The organism is Ktedonosporobacter rubrisoli (assembly GCF_004208415.1).
Lineage (GTDB): Bacteria > Chloroflexota > Ktedonobacteria > Ktedonobacterales > Ktedonobacteraceae > Ktedonosporobacter > Ktedonosporobacter rubrisoli.
Genome location: NZ_CP035758.1, coordinates 9,685,479 through 9,703,593, shown reverse-complemented (window position 1 = coordinate 9,703,593; position 18,115 = coordinate 9,685,479). Strand labels below are relative to the sequence as shown.

General features: G+C 50.0%; 11 protein-coding genes. All 11 read left to right on the top strand.

The features are described 5' to 3' along the window. Window positions 1-368 precede the first annotated feature (368 nt). The gene (locus tag EPA93_RS41645) at window positions 369-2,609 is read left to right on the top strand and encodes a tetratricopeptide repeat protein (protein WP_129893209.1); all 2,241 of its coding nucleotides are present in this window, start codon (window positions 369-371) and stop codon (window positions 2,607-2,609) included. A 111-nt stretch (window positions 2,610-2,720) separates the two neighbouring features. Next, complete coding sequence (locus tag EPA93_RS41640; RefSeq protein WP_129893208.1) at window positions 2,721-3,494, top strand: hypothetical protein; 774 nt, start codon at window positions 2,721-2,723, stop codon at window positions 3,492-3,494. 206 nt (window positions 3,495-3,700) lie between these two features. Continuing rightward, a complete protein-coding gene (locus EPA93_RS41635; protein ID WP_129893207.1) occupies window positions 3,701-4,507 on the top strand; it encodes a hypothetical protein in 807 nt (268 codons plus the stop codon). Continuing rightward, complete coding sequence (locus tag EPA93_RS41630; protein WP_129893206.1) at window positions 4,489-5,172, top strand: hypothetical protein; 684 nt, start codon at window positions 4,489-4,491, stop codon at window positions 5,170-5,172. The genes EPA93_RS41635 and EPA93_RS41630 overlap by 19 nt, the downstream gene beginning before the upstream one ends. A 787-nt stretch (window positions 5,173-5,959) precedes the next feature. Next, the gene (locus EPA93_RS41625) at window positions 5,960-7,711 is read left to right on the top strand and encodes a peptide ABC transporter substrate-binding protein (protein ID WP_242527241.1); all 1,752 of its coding nucleotides are present in this window, start codon (window positions 5,960-5,962) and stop codon (window positions 7,709-7,711) included. 497 nt (window positions 7,712-8,208) lie between these two features. Further along, window positions 8,209-9,972, top strand: coding sequence for a peptide ABC transporter substrate-binding protein (locus EPA93_RS41620; protein ID WP_129893205.1), 1,764 nt, complete (start codon window positions 8,209-8,211; stop codon window positions 9,970-9,972). A gap of 1,594 nt (window positions 9,973-11,566) precedes the next feature. Next, window positions 11,567-12,526: an ABC transporter permease gene (locus tag EPA93_RS41615; protein ID WP_129893204.1), complete on the top strand. Its 960-nt coding sequence runs from the start codon at window positions 11,567-11,569 to the stop codon at window positions 12,524-12,526. A gap of 20 nt (window positions 12,527-12,546) precedes the next feature. After that, window positions 12,547-13,659, top strand: coding sequence for an ABC transporter permease (locus EPA93_RS41610; protein ID WP_129893203.1), 1,113 nt, complete (start codon window positions 12,547-12,549; stop codon window positions 13,657-13,659). Window positions 13,660-13,677: 18 nt separating this feature from the next. After that, entirely contained in the window at window positions 13,678-14,655 is a 978-nt protein-coding gene (locus EPA93_RS41605; RefSeq protein WP_129893202.1) for an ABC transporter ATP-binding protein, read from the top strand. Window positions 14,656-14,671: 16 nt separating this feature from the next. Further along, entirely contained in the window at window positions 14,672-15,676 is a 1,005-nt protein-coding gene (locus EPA93_RS41600; protein ID WP_129893201.1) for an ABC transporter ATP-binding protein, read from the top strand. 526 nt (window positions 15,677-16,202) lie between these two features. Beyond that, the gene (locus EPA93_RS41595; RefSeq protein WP_129893200.1) at window positions 16,203-17,924 is read left to right on the top strand and encodes a peptide ABC transporter substrate-binding protein; all 1,722 of its coding nucleotides are present in this window, start codon (window positions 16,203-16,205) and stop codon (window positions 17,922-17,924) included. The last annotated feature ends 191 nt before the right edge of the window (window positions 17,925-18,115 follow it).

Below are 18,115 nucleotides of genomic sequence, written 5' to 3'. Positions count from 1 at the left end.
GCACTTGCTCGCGGCGCGCCAGACCCCAGCAGAGGACGTTTCGCTTGCTCGCAACGTAGGCCGTCCTCTGCTACCTTTCCCCGGACAGGCTGCTCCTGCATTGTAGGACTTTCAGCAGGCCTTAGACAATAGCTCTTTTTGACTTTATACCATACAGACATTACAATGGAATTAGCAAATTCCTGCTACTCTCTTCTCGCGCCGGGCGAGAGGTGACAGCAATTTTTGCCAGCTCTATATCTGACTTAGGCACGCCTGGGCAAGAAAGCTGCGGTAGCAGGACCCGAGATAGCAGGATGACATTTCTAAAATGTAGATAGAATACAATATACACGCAATAACGCTTATGGGTTTAAAGGTAGAAAGCTATGACAACGCAAGAGCAGAATACCAATGAAAAGAACGCGCAGCTGGCCGAAAAGCGTCTCCAGGCAGGCTTTGAAGCGTTCAATGATGGGAAGCTGGATAAAGCTGCAGAGGCCTTTGGGGATGCCGAAATACGCTTTCGACTGATTGGCGATTTCAAGCGCGCTGGCGATAGTCGCTCCATGGTCGCAGAAGTACAGCGCCAGAATAACGCTCTGGAGCAGGCAATTAATAGCTATCAAAGAGCAATAAAGTTCTATAAAGATGCTAATCGACCGCTGAATGAGGCGGCAAGCGCGCTTTCAATGGGGCACATAGAACGTCAACAGGCCCATCTCGATCGCGCCCAGGACGCCTACCAACAGGCACAGCAGCTCTATCGCGCTCAGCAAAACGCGCAGGGTTTGGGCAGTGTCGCGCTGGCTCTTGGCCATATTGAGCTACAGCGAGGAAACACCGAGTACGCTTCTGAGCATTATCAGGACGCCATCAACTATTTCAAAGAATCCAACGATCTTATTAACGAGGCCGATGCCAGCCGCAGCCTCGCAGATATTCAGCGCCTTGCCCACAAATTTGACGCCGCCTTGCAAGGCTATCAACGCGCCCTCGAAGCATATCGCACGACCCGCGACACCTTCGGGACTATCGACGCCCAGGCGGGCTTAGGGCAGATCTATCTTGAGCAGGAACAGCTCGATAAGGCCGCCGACACGTTTGCTGAGGCCCTTAATCTAGCCCAGGTAGCCGAATACAAGCTCGGCCAGGCCGATGCACACCTTGGTCTGGCCGAGGTGATGTTCCAGCAAGCCAAAATCGACCAGGCCCTTATAGAGGCCCAGTCCGCCCTTCAGCTCTATACAGATGAGCACAATGCGCTTGGCGTCGCCCATGCCAATCGCGTTCTAGGAGAGGTTAACTTGCGGCGCGGCCAGCTGGGCTACGCGAACTCGATTATGGAACGCGCAAGGCGAACGTATCAAGCCATCGCCTTTCAGGTTGGTCTTGCCGAAACTATGGCCGGCTTGAGCGAGATACAGCTAAGGCGGGGGTTTGTAGAGCGTGCGATCCACAATTTTCAGGAGGCCTATCAGCAAGCCCACAAACTCCATAATAGTCTGATTGAGAGCCAGGCCTTGCTAGGACTTGGCGATTCTCTCCTCCAGCAGGGCCAGCCAGCTCAGGCCAGAAACCATTATACTGATGCGCTTAGCCGCGTAGGGGAGATGGAAAGTGCTGCCGCAGCACGTCAGGCGGCGGAAGCCAGCATACGCCTGGCACGCCTGGCCCTATATGCGGGAGATATGAAGGAGGCAGAAGCACAGATTGCAGCCGCCACACAAGCCATGGGAAATAATCCCCTTGCCCTGCAGGTAGCTCCTTTCAACAAAATCATCCATGGCCAGGTAGTCTTAACTCAAGGAGATTTTGCGCAGGCCGAGACACACTTCAAGGCATCTCGCGAACAGGCAGAAGCGCTAGAAGATCCATTCTATGCTGCCCAGGCTATTTTAGGCCTGGCCCAGACAAGATTAGAGCATGGCGACCTTGAGAATGCGCTGACAACCTTCATGGAAGCAGGGCGCCAATTCCAACTCATCGAAAGCACAGATGGCGATGGCTTTGCGGTGCTAGGAGTAGCCCAGGTCAACATTGGTCAGCAACATTGGGACGAAGCGCAAGAAAACTCTGACGCCGCTATACTTCGCTTCTCGCAAGCCAATGACCTCCTTGGACAAGCTGACGCCTACCTGGCCCGCGGCCTGGCCCACAGCGGTAAGGATGAGCAGGACGCAGCAATGGCCGATTTCGAGCAAGCTCTTAAGCTCTATCATCAACAACGCCGCCCGTTAGGGGTTGTCGATACACGCTTCGCCCGTGCTACAATCTTTTTACTACGCAATGAGTTGGAGCAGGCACGCGATGAGCAAAGCAGGGCTATTACGCAGGTTGAACGGGTCATGCAAACGTTGAATACGCCTCAACAATGGAGCATCTTCCTGCGCCAATACGCTGAACTCTATGCGCAAACCGCAATTACTGATGTACGGCGCAATCAGGATGAAACAGCCAGTTCATTGCTGCAGAACTTTGCCCGCGTGGCTGGTTCGGAAGAACTTGTACAACATCTTAAAATATACGAGAATGATCTGACGAATAGTAGCGAGGAGCTGACGGAAGAAGAGAGTAGTGCGAACAGGGATCTCATCAAGCGTATACAACAAGTGCGCAAAGGATTGTAATCATACATCTGTCATGAGAGAATATAGAGGCTTCCTGACATATGCACTATAGATTATATTGGACATGAAGACTGAAAGATAAGCACTTAAGTATCGAAGGGAAACTTCGTCATGGGTATACAATTCTTACGAGGCAATTCACAGGCACCCAAGGGACACGCCTTTTTAATAGCACGCAGCAGTAGCAACCCCAATGTGGTCTACTGCACCTATTGTATCGTTCCACCGATCCCGATGTCACTTGCGAAGTACCTTCCACCATTATTCGCAGCACAAATCCCTTCAGAGGATCTCCAAGAAGCGACAAATCTCTCAGGTATGCCTATTCCTCCTATGCTGGAAGAAGTAAACAGCCTGGAATACATAAAGACGCTTGCTGAGCGCCGCGATGATGATCTCTGTGATATCGGTACGGTAAGCTCAAGGGATGAAGGGGCCCGCATGCAAATGGCGGCATTTAGCAGCCAGGAGTATGGCCAGCTTTATTCCTCCTACTTCTCTACGCTTAAGCAGCCAGTCGCGAGCACGGCAGAGATCGAAGAGGCGGCACCATTGGATGATCTGGACGCCGAAGAGCTTTTGCTGCAAACTATGTCTGAGCGTCAGAAGCTGTCTGAGTTAAGCAAGCTCATCGGCACTGCGCGCTATGCCCTGGAGGGGCGCGATTCGGCACTTTTACAGGACACCAAACGACGTATGCAGCGCATTGCTGGCTTGCTTGCGGAAAAGTATCGCGGCAAAGAGCTCGTTGCCGCAGCTGTCAATCCCGATGAACGAGGAGCCAGGCTAGCTGAGCTGTACTTGAGTCGAGCCTACAAATTGCTTGATGAGGAGTACGCAGAAATTCCAGGCATTGAACGCTCTATTCGCGAGCTATCAGATTAGTCTGATAGCTCTCTTTCAAAGCAATATTTATCTATTAATCTTGCATTCTGAAAACACGTTCTGCAACGCTACCTGAACGCAGAACGTGTCAGTACGTTGCCAAGTTGCCTACCAATGACGCCTGGCTTGCTCTTTATCCAGACGCAAAGAGAAGAGGCATGCACACTTTCTGAATGCGCATAAGTATTATCTAGGAGTTATACCATATGGCGTTACTCGAAATGAGGGTGGATCTCTCAAAACTTATTGATACACTTGCTACAGGCAGTAACGAACAGATCGTTGAGGCAGCGCGCGAACACCTGCTAAGCAGCGAGCTCGTCGGACATGTACAAAACCGAGAAATTGCTGATGTGCTCTTAGGGCGGGTTGGCATGGTCGCCGCCCATGGCGATACAGATGGACACATTATTACGACCTTGGCCGCCGCCGCTATGCTTGCTCGCCTGCTCCATACCATTCCTCAACCATTAGATGACCAGATCTCTCTCCAGCAGCGAGCATTGCCGCTTTTCGCACAGGCTTTACTATTTGCAGCTCCAGCCGTTCGCGCGGCGCATAACATACAGCCTGAGTATCCAGAACCCCTTTTTCCCAGCGGGTTGCTGCAGAGCGGAACGACTGTAAATGAGAAGCTGCACGAGGCAATCTATGGCAACGATGCCTTGCTGACTGAGCGCCTCCTTTTCGGCCTCTACGGTACGGGAGCCGATTATCGCACTTTACAAGTTCGCACCTATGATGGCATTGCGACTACCTTCCAGAATGCCGGCCATCCCTTGATGTTTGCCGTGCGCGGTTACCAGCTTCTTGACACCGTAGAATGGGGCAATCGCGCACCCAACATCATTCACTGGCTCGCCCCCATCTCCCTCTCAAGCCTGAGGCCAACGAGCCGGCTTGGATCGAGACTGTTCGCAAGTATACAGCTGAGCCCGCGCATAGCGTCGTCGCTATTCGCAAACGCCTGTCTGCTCCCAAGGATGCCAGCGCCTTGTCATTACAGAAGTTGATCCTCAGCGATGCCGATACCACTCAGGTATGTCAGGGTGTCTATGACGCGCTGATGGGTGGCGAGGCCTCACCGCGCGCCGTTGGCTCTGTCATCGCTCTGGCTGCCGCCGAGATCATGCATCGGGTAAACGACAATGATCGCGAGCAGTTCGTCAAGACCGCCCATGGTCTGCTCTTTGCCGCCGCTACACGCCTGGTCTACCGCCAGGTACAGGATGTCGAGGCGCTACCTCTACTATTCACCTCGGCAGCTTACGTGAATGCCTTGCACAAAGAAGTTCCTCAGCAGGAGGGAGCCCGACCAATCGAGGCACCTGGCACGGTCCGCACTGCCGGAGGCGGCCTGATTGCGCCAGCCCAATTAGAGACGCTTGCAGACCACCTTAAGTCCAAAGATCTCTCAAGCGCACTGGCCACAGCCCGGCGTTATTTGAAGCTTGGACATGATGCGCGGGCCCTCTTCGGCACCATCGGCTTGGGAGCTGCCACCACCGATGCAACTGCAGATCAGGGGCACACATTACAAATCGTGCAAGCCGTTAGCGAGGAGTTTATGGCCTGGCCTGCCACGCTGGCAGAGACCAACATCGAGGTATTCTTGCAAGTCGCCTTGCGTGCTGCCGCCTTTGGCCAGCAAGATACTCTGGTCTCCAGGCTTGCCTGATGAGCATTCAGGTATTGGTAAGCCTGAATAAGCTTAAACCAGAGACGCTGCAATAGCCTGAGGCTCACATAGAGATGGGTACTGGAGGCGCGTAATATCAGGGAGAGAGCGGGCGTATGAGCAAACGCTTGGCAAGCAACGCTTATGCTCTCTCCTTGACGCATTGAGCAGGTTGGGGATTTGTCACTACTCAGGTTAGCTATTATTCACTTCTGTTAAGGCCAGATCCCGTTTAAGCACTGGCTCCCATTCCTCCGCTCTACCCTTCTCTGCTGTGAGTCCCAAGGAGCTCTCTGGCCACAGCTTCAACCTGTATATTATTTTCGCAGCCCGTAGCACCCTTCATCTATAGGACGAGTGGGCGATCCATAACCTCTCTTGATATGCACGCTCAATCATAGGCAACCATTTATGCTAAAACAAGCAGTATACTTCGCGCTTAAGCGTATAACTAGATGCCAGGCTTTAGCGGATCTTGTCATGAACTTCCGGTTCAAACCGAGAGCTTGCAGTGTGGACCGGTCCCTCTCTGCAGGCTCCGATCATGACCAGGCTCAGGCTCTTGGGAGCCTATGATAGCAGGGCGCCAAAGCTCCGACTTGCGGGTGCGACGACAGCCCGCAGCTCTCGAACCGCGCTGTTAAGCGTGCCTACAGAGAAAAGGAACGGCCATTGCTCCCCGCGCTCAAGCGGTGGGGCTTTCTGGCTCGACTTCTGTGAAAATGCGGGTCAGGAGAGAGATATGCCGGGTACGTAAAATAAATGGTTTCTAAAGGAGATTTCTCCCATGCTTCTCAGGAAGAAATATAGACTAAAACTTCTGGCTATGGTGCTCTGTTTCCTATCTCTATTGCTGGTTTCCTGCGATATTTTTGGAGGCGGAAACAACGATCAGGCAAAAAAATTGGAAAAGGCCCCAGCCAACAAACAGGTTTTCACGATCTCCGAGACAGGAATCTCGGACTTTGACACCCTGGACCCGGCTCTGGCCCATGACACGGCTTCCATTAATGCTATCCAGATGATGTTCACAGGGCTGGTACAGCTTGACGATAAGCTCCAGGTGCATCCTCAGCTCGCGCGTTCATGGGAGATGGGAGATGATGGTCTGACCTGGACGTTTCATCTCAGGCCTAACCTTAAATTTAGCGATGGCACAGCCCTTACCTCAGCCGACGTGGCCTATAGCATCGATCGCTCATTACAACCCAAAACACAATCAAGAATAGCCCCTATCTATCTAGGGCTGGTCAAAGACTCCGACAAGCTACTTGCAGGCAAAATTCAGACCCTCATCGGAGATAGCTTGAAAACTCCCGATCCAAACACGCTAGTTATCACCACCAGGCAAAAAGCTGCCTACTTTCTAGCTATGCTCGCTTACCCTAGCTCCTATGTCGTCGAAAAGAAACTGATTGATAAATATGGAACTCAATTCACCGATCACTTGAACGAAGGCGGCAGTTCTGGACCTTTCAAAGTCGCGCAGTATACACACCATCAGGGAATAACTTTTGTACCTAACGCCGCTTATTATAATGACAAGCCACAACTGCAGAAGGTCATATTCACTTTCTTTCACACGCCAGATGAGGCTTACCAGGCCTACCAGAACAATAAAGTTGACACTTCAGGGGTTCCTATCGCTTCCTTTGCAACCGACAAGAAGCGCCCCGACTTCTTCCAGATCCCGGCTCTATGGACAAACTATTACACAATGAATTACCTGGTAAAGCCCTTCGACAATATTCACATTCGCCAGGCCTTTGCTCTGGCTATCGATAAAACCAGCATAGCAAATAACGTCTGGAAGGGCACAGTAGCGCCAACTAACCATATCGTGCCCCAGGGCATGGCTGGCTATAACCCCAAGCTTACAGGTCCAGATGGCACGCAAGGCCTGAGCGGCGATGCATCTAAGGCCCAGGCCTTGCTAAAACAGGGCTTACAAGAGGAAGGGTGGTCAGATGTATCCAAAATGCCTGCTATCACCCTGACCTACGCAAAAGATATTCCCAACATCGCCAATGAGGTCCCAGCGCTGGTTGAGATGTGGAAAAAAGTCTTACAGGTAACTGTCGCCACCGATCCTGTCGACTACGATACGCTGCTAGATAAAGTGACAGGTGCAACAAACAACAAGAATGGCTTGCAGTTCTGGGGCCTGGCCTGGATAGGCGAGTACCCCGATGCGCAGGACTGGCTAACACGTCAGTTTGATGTCGGTTCTCCCAACAATAATATGAATTATGGGCAAAACGATAGTGCGAATGCAGCTCAACAAAAGGCCCTTCAACAACAAATGGAGGCAGCGGATAGCAATTTTCAGCAAGACGGGCGCATCCAGAGCTATCAAAAAATAGAGCAGCAGCTTGTCAACGACGTGGCCTGGATACCTATGGAACAAATCACCACTGTGATCTTGCGCACTCCCAACATTGTAGGAATCGTCGATAACGCGCAGAACATTGTTCCCCCGACGATTGGGCAAAGATCTATCGCGTCCAGTAAATCCCCTGGCATAGCTTGGCACTTCTGACAACGAGGATTGGCTGTAATTCTTGCAGGCAATGGCCAATCCTCTTTCTTACCAGAAAGAGCCCTTCCGCTTGCGCATCTATGCGGCGCTTAATCCTATTCAGCACAGCATGAATTGCCAATATCCCCATCTCATACTCAAATCTTCTATATGCTCACTCAGACGAGTTATCTTTATCTAAAATCATATATCTAGAGCTAGGGTTGGACAAGGTTCGGCAATTCTTTTTTTATGCCATTTAGTAATGTCTTCTTATTGTGATGTTTAGTTACATCAAAGCGTAATATAAATATGTCAATGCTTAATTTACATGTTTAGCGTACATTTGTTCAACACCTTCTATTACCGCAAAAACCTTATGTTGTGATAAACGTGAGACCCTGAGAGAGGAGGCTTGAAGCATTAAGTCTGGCAAATGGCAAACTTCTTTGACGTCTACCACCAATGCCCATCCCTCGTATTTAGTTTCAGTTAGAATTAAGGAGAAACCTTCAGGCATGAAACCCACATCGAAGGCTCTATTGCCTGTCTTCTTCCTGCTGACGCTGCTCATCGCAGCTTGTGGTGGCGGAAACAGTAGCACCAGCACCGCCCCATCAACAGCACACACAAAAGCTCCCGAGAACAAGCAAGTGCTTATTACCACCATACCAACCGCAAGTATTGCCAATTTCGATTCTCTGGACCCGGCTAAGGCTACCGATTTTTATTCTGCCTCCGCTATCAACATGATCTATAGCGGCCTTGTCGTTCTTGACGATAACCTCAAGGTCCAGCCTGAGCTCGCCAAATCCTGGGATAAATCTGCAGACGGGCTCTCTTACACCTTCCACCTCAAACCTAATCTCAAGTTCAGCGACGGCACTCCGCTCACCTCCCATGATGTGGCCTATAGCATTGATCGTGCTTTTCAGCCACAGCTCAAGTCGCCTACCGCCGCTTATTACCTCAAGTACATCAAAGATCAGGAGAAGGTAAACAATGGACAGATGAAGACCTTGATCGGGGATAGCCTGATCACCCCCGATGATAACACGATCACTATTAAGCTTAGCAAACCAATTGCCTACTTCCTTGACTCCCTGGCTTTCCAGTGCTCCTTTGTCGTTGAAAAGAGCCTGGTCCAGAAATACGGCGAATTTACCTCCAAATTTACAGATCATCTGAGCGAAGGTGGCGGCTCTGGTCCCTTCAAGGTCAAATCTTACATGCTTAACAAAGATATTGACATGATTCCCAACCCCAACTACTTTGGCGCTCAGCCCCAGCTCAAGGAAGTCATCGCTCCCTTCTACAAGGATGCCGATACGACACGCAAGGATTACCTGGTCAACCGTCTTGACGATGCCACTATTCCTCTTTCCAACTTCGCCTCAGACAAGCATCGCAGCGATTTCCACCAACAACCCTTCCTGACCATCAGCTATTATGCGATGAACTACAACCAGAAGCCTTTCGACAACACCAAAATCCGCCAGGCCTTCGCCCTTGCCATCAACAAAGATCTGATCACCAGCAAGATCTGGAAGGGCTCCTATATTCCCACCAACCATATTGTGCCACAGGGCCAGTATGGCTATGATCCTGCATTAACCGGACCGGCTGGCGTCAAAGGCACAGCAGGCGATCCACAGAAGGCCAAAGAGCTGTTCCAGCAAGGCTTGCAGGAAGATGGCTATAGCAGCGCCAGTCAGCTCCCTCCCATCACGCTTACCTACGCTAGCGGAGGCGTCCAGGCCGCGCGCGATGAAGTCGCCAGCATGCAACAGATGTGGCAGCAGGTACTGGGTGTCAACGTTAAGACCAGTGATATCGACCTCAATGCCATTTTCAACGACGAGAGCTTAGGCGCCAATAATCCCTTGCAGTTCTATGCCGGCCCGTCCTGGGTCGCTGACTACCCCGATCCACAGGACTGGACCACCCTACAATTCGATAAGGGCGCGGCCCAAAATAACATGAACTTTGGCCAGAATAAGGGCCCCGATGCTATGGCACAGCAGGCTATACAGGCCCAGATGGAGCAAGCTGACGTTATCCAGGACCCCAATGCCCGCCTGGCGGCAGTCAACAAGATCGAGCAAGCGCTTGTCAATTACGTGGCCTGGCTGCCTATAGAACAGCAAACAACTGTCCTGCTACGCAAACCTTGTGTGCAGGGAGCCGCCCAGAACGCTCAAGGTCTGATCGATCCTGAGGATTGGGGGAAAGTCTATATCTCAACCGATACGCCTTGCACTAGCGCCACAGTCTCTTCATAGAGCATGGTAGCGATGATTATAGCCTTTTCCCTGTAGAGTTAAGCATGGCATTTATGAGGCAACGTTATTCGGATGGGTGACGTTGCCTCTTTTGCTATCGTTCTTTCTCCGGCAAGTCCAGACTAACAGGCATTATTTAGATATGCTTAGAATTAAGATTAATATAGCATATTTATATAGTCAAAGATGTTTTTCCATGTTTAAATATTTTTCATGCAGTGTGAGATCAGGAAAGTAGCAAACGTAATCTATATAGAGCATCATCAAACTGTCATGTTCAGGCGAATTATTCTGGAAGCTTAGCTGGATGAGCAAATAGGCGGCAGCCTACACAGAGGGGGAACTAAACTTACGAGAAAGCATTAAGGTTAGCCTTAACACTATGCCATGAACTTTGCACAGAAACTCTTCGACAACATGCATAGTAGGCAAGCATTGGCCTGGCTATCAAAAGGATCACATCAAGCAAAAAATCCGGAAAGGCTCCTAATATTGCCACAACCATATTGTGCGGAAGAGCCAATCCGGCTATAATCCTAAATTAACAGGTCCCGATGGCACCAAAGGGACAGCTGACGATCTACAGAAGGCCAGACCGCTGCTACAGCAGGGTATGCAAGAAGCTGGTTTATCGCAACATCAGCCAGCATTCCTCCATCACCCTGACCCATACAGCAGTGAAAATGCGGCAATAAGGGACAAAGTTACAGCATACTAGCAAATATGGCTAACAAACCCGGGCCCCTTCGCCAAATTGGGCGAGGTTGCCCCGAATATCTGGTACAATAAGCAAAATACCAATAATCCCTTTCACTTTTTCCTGGCTGGCTGAGCCAGTAGACTATCCAGATTCACAAGGCTGGATAACCCTTTAGCGTGGCAAAGATTTATCGGCTACCCATCCCGAACAAAATAACGGCGCAGATACTGCCGCGCCACAGAAGTTACGAAACGGGATGGTTCAGGCAGATCTGGTGCAAGATCTATGGCAAGCCTGGTAGCTAATAACCAACTTGAACAGGAGTTAGTCAATGATGTAGCCATAGCTTCTTTCGGAACAACAAACGGCGCATGGATTGCGCTAACCCACGTTTCAGGTTTCGCCCTGAATGCAGGGGTACCGCAGCTCCAAATCACCGGAGCAAAGCCTACACCTTAGCAGATCCAGCATGTGCAAATGTAGAAGTCTCGTAGGTTGTCAATCATATCTATACTTCACGTATAAGAGAGGGAGGACTTTCTCTTCTCCTATAGTCGATCTAGTCCGATTCTAATTAAAAAGAGTATATCGTACAGGGAGAAGCAACGAGCAACATGAGTTGGCCTGGCACCAGGGACGGATGTACTTATGTTTACTCAAGCGTTCGCTTGACAAGCATAACGATGTCACATAGAATAAGAAAAAGCCAACTACTGTAATGCCTGCTTCTAGTAGTTATCGAGATTTATCTATGAATGACTCAGGTGCCACAGCATTCTATAGGTGTTTCTCAGCGCCTAACACACACAAGCCATGCATTTATGTATGGAATGACCAACAGAGGCACTTTTATATCCCGGTGTCTCACAAATCAGCAAAAGGGGTGCAGGTCATATGATACAATTTTTAATAAAAAGGCTAGTTGGCCTCGTATTTGTTGTCATCGGTGTAACCTTTATTACATTTATTATGGGGTATTTTGCACCGGGGGACCCTATTCACACGCTGCTAGGCCAGCACTTTAATATGAGGCTTTATCTCCAACTCAAGCATGCCTACGGGCTGGATTTGCCCTGGTACCAACAGTACTTTAACTTTCTTGTTCGCCTACTCCATTTTGATTTCGGGCTCTCCTTTACACAACAAGATCGAGACGTGTGGGATATCCTCAAAGGCGGAGTACCGGTATCGTTTGAGCTAGGCTTCTGGGCTATTTTCATCCAGATGGCTGTAGGCATTCCGTTGGGTGTCTTCTCCGCCTTGAAGGCCAATACCTGGCTCGACACAACCAATATGGGAATCATGCTCTTCCTGTATGCCATTCCAGTATTCGTTCTAGCCGTCGTAGTTCAGGTTATTATTGTCTGGATTGACCAGCACACGGGAGGAACCTGGCCCGTCTCAAGTTGGGGCACACCCTGGCAGTATACATGGAACGACTTGCAATTTAAAATAGCACCAATCTTAGTCTTTGCAGTTGCTGGGCTGGCATATATTGCGCGGCTTGCTCGCACCAGTACCCTGGAAATATTACGGCAAGACTATATTCGCACAGCACGTGCAAAGGGCCTGGTAGAGCGTATTGTTATCTACCGCCATGCACTACGAAATGCCTTAATTCCCCTGGTGACCGTCTTTGGCTTTACTCTGGGCTTAATCGTCACTGGCTCATTCTTTATTGAGCAGATCTTTAACATCCCTGGCATTGCTCAGATCACCATCACATCCGTGAACTCGCGAGATTACCCGGTTATTCAGGCTACTACCGTTATACTGGCTGTCGCTGTAGTCATCGGGAACCTTATCTCCGATATCCTCTACACAGTCGTTGACCCACGCATTAAAATCCACTAGGAGCAGGGAGATACAGACACATGGATACACAAGACAAAAACACGGGTGTTGGTGTACCTCGACCAATTTCTGATGGTTCCAGGTTATCGGAGGAGCCAGAGCTGTTAGGATTAGCAGAGAATACCATTCTAACTGCTCCATCAGATGAAATTTCGCCTGAAAAGGAACCTAAAAAGTCCCCTACGCCTTTCCAGGAATCAATGAAGCGGCTTATGCGAGACAAGCGGGCGGTAGCAAGTATCGCGCTGATCGTATTCTTCATACTCCTCGCAATTTTCGGGCCGCCAATCTATCAGCATATCGGGTCCCCTTATCAAAGCCCTATTAGCGGTGCCACTGTTGGACCAGATAAATACCATAACCCATTCTATCAAGAGCTGGATCAACAGGACCAATTTATATCTGGACAGCATTGGCTGGGTACAGATTCAATTGGACGCGACATGTTTGCCCGCTTAATGCAAGGCCTGCTAGTCTCGATGAGTGTGGCAATTCTGGTTGAGATCGTTGATATCACATTAGGAATTAGTATCGGCGTTCTGGCGGGTTACTATGGCGGATGGATTGACAATATTCTTGCACGCTTTACCGATATTATGTTCGCCTTCCCAGGATTGCTCTTCGTCATCTTGCTTACAGGTATCTTTGGCACCTGGGCTGACGATCATCTAAGCAGTATTCCGGTAGTTGGCCCCAACGGCAATGCCCGTCTCCTCCTCGTTTCTATGGCTCTAGCCTTCACGGCCTGGCCTATTATGGCACGTTATGTCCGTGGGCAGACACTGCAGATCAAAGAGCAGCAGTTTGTAGAAGCCGCGCGGACCTCTGGAACCGCCAATACAAGAATTATTCTGCGGCATATCGTTCCCAACCTGTTTAGCATCGTAATCGTTGCTTCTACGCTAAATATAGCCAATACCATCGTGGGTGAAGCTGGCATCAGCCTGCTTGGTTTAGGTGTACAATCGCCTGGCTCCAGTATTGGCCTTATGATTTCAGATGCAGCAGGACGCGTTGACACTTATCCATGGGAGGTTTTGCTTCCTTCCATTGTTCTGGCGCTCATTGTGCTGGCGTTCTCCTTCCTGGGTGATGGATTGCGTGACGCCTTTGATCCTCGGTCCAAAGACTAAAAAGCGGAGAAAAATAAAATGGCAGCAAATTTGCTGGAAGTCAACAACCTAAAAACCTACTTCTTCACACGGGGTGGTGTGGTCAAAGCAGTTGACGACGTTTCTTTCACTATGAAGCAGGGCCAGACGCTTGGTGTCGTGGGAGAGAGTGGAAGCGGAAAGAGCGTTACTGCTCTCTCTGTGATGCGTCTGATCCCTACCCCTCCTGGTAAAATCGCCGCTGGCGACATTACTTTCGACGGGGATAATATCCTCGAAAAGAATCAGGAAGAGCTGACTGAGCTGCGCGGCAGCAAGATCTCTATGATCTTCCAGGACCCCATGACCTCTCTCAATCCCGTCTTTACTGTAGGTTTTCAGATCGCCGAGACAGTCAAACGTCACCGTAAAGATGTCACCGGCGATCAGGCCTGGAAGCGTGCTACGGAAATGCTTGACCTGGTGCGTATCCCTGACGCCAAGAGGCGCATTAAGAGTTACCCCCACGAATTTAGTGGCGGCATGCGTCAACGTGTGATGATCGCAATAGCTCTGGCCTGTAACCCGCAACTATTGATCGCCGATGAGCCAACTACCGCTCTAGACGTGACTATTCAGGCCCAGGTGCTTGAGCTTATGAAGGGGCTTTCCCACGAGTTTGGGACCGCCGTCATGCTGATTACGCACGATCTGGGAGTCGTAGCAGGTACGTGCCAGCACGTCAATGTTATGTATGCCGGACATATTGTGGAATCTGCACCCGTCAAACAGATTTTTGAATCGCCTGCCCACCCCTACACTATCGGTCTTCTAGAGTCTATCCCCCGTCTTGACGATAAGCCAGGCTCAAAGCTTACGCCTATCGCCGGACAGCCACCCGATCTGGTCAATCCACCGCAAGGGTGCCCATATGCTCCGCGTTGTCCGAGAGCTCAGAGCCGCTGTCGACAAGAGCGACCAGAACTAAAACCTGTAGGCCGCGGCGAACAAGTAGCAGCCTGCTTCTATCCAAGCTAGGGGAAAGAGGAATTACATGGCACAAGAAGTTGAAACAGCTAAGACAACAAGTACAACGCTATTAGACGTTAAAGGCCTGAAAGTTCATTTCCCGATTAGGGGTGGTCTTCTGGGTCGCACAGTCGGCAATATCAAAGCTGTCGATGGCGTCGATCTCTTTATTCGACGCGGGGAGACGCTGGGACTGGTAGGAGAGAGCGGTTGTGGAAAGTCTACGACCGGTCGCGCTATCCTGCAGCTCATTAAACCAACTGCGGGCAGCGTGAAATTAGAAGGTGTTGAATTAACAAGGCTTCCTTCAAGCGAGATACGCAAAAAGCGTGCAGAAATGCAAATGGTCTTCCAGGACCCCTATGGTTCGCTTGATCCACGTTATACAGTTGGGCAGATCGTCTCTGAGCCGCTGGAAAACTTTAATCGTGGCAATTCCAAGGAGATACGTGAGCAGGTCGAGCATTTGCTTGAGACTGTGGGCCTGAATCCTTATTACGTTAACCGTTTCTCCCATGAGTTTAGCGGTGGCCAGCGCCAACGTATTGGTATCGCCCGCGCTCTGGCGCTACATCCGTCGCTTGTGGTCGCCGACGAACCTGTCTCCGCACTCGACGTCTCGATCCAGGCTCAGGTCCTTAACCTCCTGCAGGATCTGCAGGGCAAGTTTGGCTTGACATATCTTTTCGTAGCCCACAACCTCTCGGTTGTGAAGCATATCAGTAATCGTGTAGCCGTGATGTATCTTGGACGTGTCGTAGAGCTGGCAAATAGCGAAGCGCTCTATCAGACTCCTCTACATCCTTATACACAGGCATTGCTTTCGGCCATTCCTGTTCCAGATCCCGACATAGAAGCAAAGCGGAAGCGCATTATCCTCGAAGGCGATGTGCCCAGCCCGGCTAATCCACCCAGCGGCTGTAATTTCCATCCGCGCTGCTGGAAAGCGCAAGCAATTTGTCGCGAGGTCATTCCTCCGCTGGAAGAGAAGCAATCTAACCATTATGCCGCTTGCCATTTCCCTGGCTAATCACCTTATCTGCAAATAATTACCCTATGTGCGCATCTTTTTATAAAAGAATGCGCACATTTAGCTTCATTGCATTTAATATCTATTATTTTTTGTTACTCTTTGTTTTCTCAGAAAACGTCGTGTGATGCGGCTATTTCGCTGCAATTGTACCTACTCCTGATCCAAAGCTAACTGTCATCCTTTATATATAGATATGACTCTTTATTATTTTTAAGCACCTGTTCCCAGACACTGAGCTATACAGTGTGAGATTTAGCTATTTCCCCACGTAATATTTATAAGCTTACAAAATATAGCTGCTTTCACATATTTACGCTTCCTCCATCCTGTATTGGCGATACGGGCAATTGAGCAAGCACTAACCAGAACAAGAACCATTTGCTTCTATTGCAGCATTTTCAAAAACATAAACTCAAAGAAAGGAGAAATTAGCCCACCCCTATATCCCTGAACAGGTAACACCGATCATGAATATGCATCACACATAACTAATTCGCCGCATCATTAGAAGGAGATGTGACATATGTATTTCGGTAAGAATCTAGCTGTCAAGGTAGTAGGCATTTTCTTATGCCTGATGGCGCTATTATTGGCAGCTTGCGGCAGCGGAGGTGGCAACACAGCTGGAACTTCGTCCTCCGGTACTTCAAGCAAAGCTCCTGATGATAAGCAGGTCCTCCATTATCCAGTGGTTGGTGATATCTCCACGTTTGACCCTGCACTGGTCGAGGATACCGACTCTAACTTCCCGATTCAGTGCGTCTTCACCGGCCTGGTCACTCTGGATAAAGATCTCAAAGTAGCTCCCCAGCTCGCACAGTCCTGGAAGACTTCCTCCGATGGCCTGACCTGGACTTTCACACTCAAGCCAGGCTTGAAATTTAGCGACGGCGCTCCACTTACCTCGCAGGATGTGGTCTATAGCATCAATCGTACACTCCTACCAGCAACCAACTCGCCCGTCGCCTACTACCTCTCTTTAATTCAGGATTATGACAAAGTTACTAAAGGCAAGGTGCCTACCCTGATCGGCGATAGTTTGCTGGCCCCTGATCCCAACACTGTAGTGATCAAGATCAGCAAGCCTGGTGCTTACTTCCTACAGGCCCTCGCCTATCCCACCTCCTATGTGGTGGAGAAGAGCCTTATCGACAAGTATAGCAAAAAATGGACCGACCATCTCAACGAGGGCGGCGGTGACGGTCCCTTCAAGGTTGAGAAGTATGCGCATACCACAGGTATCGAACTGGTTCCCAACGAGAACTATTACGATGCCAAGCCCCAGCTTAAGCACCTTTCCGTAGTCTTCTACACAGATCAGGATGGGATGTATAAGGCCTATCAGTCAAATCAGCTCGATTTCACGCCCATTCCTCCGGCCAATGTGGCTTCACAGAAGGGCACACCCAGTTTCCACGAAATCCCGATCCTGACCATTCGCTACATTGCAATGAACTACTTGATCAAGCCTTTTGACAATATCAAGATCCGCCAGGCCTTTGATCTGGCCCTCAACAAGGATCTTATTGTCCAGAGCGCGATGAAAAACGTCTTTACTCCGAGCAATCACATCGTGCCAAGCGGCATGCCTGGCTACAATGCCCAACTCACTGGCCCCGATGGCACCACTAACACGCAGGGCAACGCTGATAAAGCCAAGCAACTGCTCCAGGAGGGCATGAAGGAAGCCGGTTACGCCAGCGTTTCGGCCTTACCTCCTATTACCTTGACCTTCTATCCGCGCAACCAGGGCTTCAAAGACGCCATTACCGCCGCCGCTCAGATGTGGCAAACGACACTTGGTATCAAGGTTAATGTTGCTATTGTCTCTCGCGCCAAACTACTCGATCTTTCAACTGCCTCGGTCAACAATCCTAACGGTTTGCAGATATGGCAGGCTGGCTGGAACGCTGACTATCCCGATCCACAGGACTGGCTCTCGACCTTCTTTGCCAAGGGCGCTGACTATAACCAGTTCAACTATGGCCAGAACAGCTCTGCCGATGCCAGCGCACAGCAGGCGGTTCAGAAAGAACTGTTAGAAGCCGATGCCACCCAGGACGCTACTCAGCGTATGAAGCTCTACAACGATGCAGAGCAAAAGATCATTACCGATGTTGGCTGGCTCTCGCTCTGGCAAGAGAAGGTTCAATATCTGTTACGTCCCAGCGTTCAAAACCTGGCGCTCAACGCTCAACAGTTGATCCCGCCCGATGACTGGTCCAAGATCTACATCTCTCAGTAAGCTTTATAAGCTTCGCTCCGTCAGTTCGTATCGCAATGATACGAACTGACTTTTTCATTTCCCTGCATCTTTTTCAGCAATATCCAATTTTGTCACAATTAATTGTAATTTGCAATATGTAAACTCTTATACTTATATATTATATGCTTGAGTATTATAGCTACAAAGTTTTTCTTAAATAGAGAGTCCCT

What these genes read in the sequence shown, in the direction of transcription:
- EPA93_RS41605 (WP_129893202.1), top strand. Translation starts at nt 13,678, where the DNA reads ATGGCAGCAAATTTGCTGGAAGTCAACAACCTAAAAACCTACTTCTTC.
- EPA93_RS41595 (WP_129893200.1), top strand. Translation starts at nt 16,203, where the DNA reads ATGTATTTCGGTAAGAATCTAGCTGTCAAGGTAGTAGGCATTTTCTTA.
- EPA93_RS41645 (WP_129893209.1), top strand. Translation starts at nt 369, where the DNA reads ATGACAACGCAAGAGCAGAATACCAATGAAAAGAACGCGCAGCTGGCC.
- EPA93_RS41640 (WP_129893208.1), top strand. Translation starts at nt 2,721, where the DNA reads ATGGGTATACAATTCTTACGAGGCAATTCACAGGCACCCAAGGGACAC.
- EPA93_RS41610 (WP_129893203.1), top strand. Translation starts at nt 12,547, where the DNA reads ATGGATACACAAGACAAAAACACGGGTGTTGGTGTACCTCGACCAATT.
- EPA93_RS41625 (WP_242527241.1), top strand. Translation starts at nt 5,960, where the DNA reads ATGCTTCTCAGGAAGAAATATAGACTAAAACTTCTGGCTATGGTGCTC.
- EPA93_RS41615 (WP_129893204.1), top strand. Translation starts at nt 11,567, where the DNA reads ATGATACAATTTTTAATAAAAAGGCTAGTTGGCCTCGTATTTGTTGTC.
- EPA93_RS41620 (WP_129893205.1), top strand. Translation starts at nt 8,209, where the DNA reads ATGAAACCCACATCGAAGGCTCTATTGCCTGTCTTCTTCCTGCTGACG.
- EPA93_RS41600 (WP_129893201.1), top strand. Translation starts at nt 14,672, where the DNA reads ATGGCACAAGAAGTTGAAACAGCTAAGACAACAAGTACAACGCTATTA.
- EPA93_RS41635 (WP_129893207.1), top strand. Translation starts at nt 3,701, where the DNA reads ATGGCGTTACTCGAAATGAGGGTGGATCTCTCAAAACTTATTGATACA.